This is a genomic window from Lysinibacillus cavernae (assembly GCF_009724685.1).
GTDB lineage: Bacteria > Bacillota > Bacilli > Bacillales_A > Planococcaceae > Lysinibacillus > Lysinibacillus cavernae.
Genome location: NZ_WMEF01000029.1, coordinates 1 through 1,740 on the forward strand (window position 1 = coordinate 1; position 1,740 = coordinate 1,740).

Consider the following 1,740-nt stretch of genomic DNA (forward strand, 5'->3'; position numbering starts at 1 on the left):
TGATTTTTTCGAGCCATAGAAAATCCCCTTTAAGTAGAATGTTAACTACAGTTTAATGTAGTTTTTTTTACATTGTCTACTTATAGGGGATAATATCAATCCTCTTTTTTTGCTATTGTTTTTTTATTTTTCGGATTCGGTATTGTAGATTTTGTCGACTCATCCCAAGTGCATTTGCTGCCTTTGTAATATTACCCTCATATAAATTTAAGACATTCTGCACATAATATGATTCGGCTTCACGTAAATAAGCATCGAGTGGCATGACCTCATGATTTTGATGGAACATAAAAAATTCAGGCTCACGATTGTTTGTGTCTTGTTGTTGTACCTTGAAGCGGAAATGTAATGGCAATAGATCCGAGGTAACAGTCGACTCGATTGTCATAAATGAAACAATTTCATCCAGTAGTAGCTCAAGTTCCTTTAAATTACCAGGCCAATCATATTGTAAGAATAATTCCTGTACATCTGGTGCAAGTTCAGTGACTTGTGAGGCAAATCGTTCTCTATGTCGACTAAAATAATCATCGACAAAAGGTAGAATATCTTCTTTTCGATCCGTTAAATTAGGGATAGTAATAGCCATTGTTGCAAAGAAATAATAAAGTGATTTTGATAGCTTTTTTTCAGCAATTAATGTAATTGGGTCGCTGCCTACACTTCCAATCAGCATATATTTCGACTGTGGAAGGGATTGTAGTATATCTAATAATTGGTCTTGAATGTCTAAGCTCAAAAAATCTATGCGTTCAAAGAAAAAGGTGTAATCTTTTTCTTCTTCTAAAAGCTGTTTTAATTTATCAAGTACCGATTGAGCTGAACGACGACTAACGAGTGTTACAAAGGCTTCAGGATCTGGAGAAGCTGCATGGTGTATCCCTTCAGCTACTAAATCTTTTCCTGTGCCAGATTCACCGATTAATAATACAGGTAATTTTACAGCTGCTGCTTTTTTAGCGTTCTCGATGACCTGGATCATTGATTCAGAATCAGCTTTAATCATATCAAATGTTAACGGTTCATCGTAACGACGAAGGGGTTGATAAACAAGCTTTTCAAGTGAGGTAATATCACGTGCAAATTCTATTGCACCAATGAGTTTACCTTCCACAATAAGTGGAAAAGTATCATTAATTGTTGTAATTTCATGGCCATTTTTATTCCAATAGGATTGTTTAACATTGATTTCTTTTTTTCCTGTTTGTAAGACACGCATTAATGTACTTTCATGCTGACGGAAGGAAAACATTTCAATAATGGAACGATCCGCAAGTTCATCAAAATGAAATCCTTCAATTTCTTTCATTTTTGTATTGTAAATAATCGTTTTACCAGATAGGTCTACTGCATGTATACCAACGGATACATTTGTTGCAATAAACTCATAAAAAGGTAGTAAAGGTTCAGAATTTTTCATAAAAATGTGCACCTCAAAAATTTTTTACTTGAAATATGCAACGAAATTTTGCATTATAATAAGTGTAAGAATATTTTATACGCAAAAATATTTTGCGTCAATGTTTTTTGCATACCCAAATACATCTCACAAGGGAGGATTAAGTATGATTCCATACAAACACGAACCATTTACAGATTTTTCAAAAGAGGAAAACTACAATGCTTATGTAGAGGCTTTAAATAAAGTTGAAGGTTATTTAGGTCAAGACTACCCACTAATTATTGGTGGCGAGCGCATTACAACAGAAGATAAAATCGTTTCGTACAATCCTGCAAAGA

General features: G+C 33.9%; 1 protein-coding gene and 1 pseudogene. One reads left to right on the plus strand and one right to left on the minus strand.

Going from position 1 to position 1,740, the window contains the following annotated elements; genetic code table 11:
* Positions 1–112 precede the first annotated feature (112 nt).
* Positions 113–1,420, minus strand: coding sequence for an AAA-type ATPase lid domain-containing protein (locus GJU32_RS22790; RefSeq protein WP_155594161.1), 1,308 nt, complete (start codon positions 1,418–1,420; stop codon positions 113–115).
* Positions 1,421–1,565: 145 nt separating this feature from the next.
* Here GJU32_RS22790 and GJU32_RS22795 point away from each other — a divergent pair.
* Positions 1,566–1,740 (plus strand): annotated as a pseudogene (locus GJU32_RS22795) (L-glutamate gamma-semialdehyde dehydrogenase); the annotation flags it as partial.

Excerpts from the sequence above, each read along its gene's own strand:
- GJU32_RS22790 (WP_155594161.1), bottom strand. The coding sequence starts at position 1,420 with ATGAAAAATTCTGAACCTTTACTACCTTTTTATGAGTTTATTGCAACA.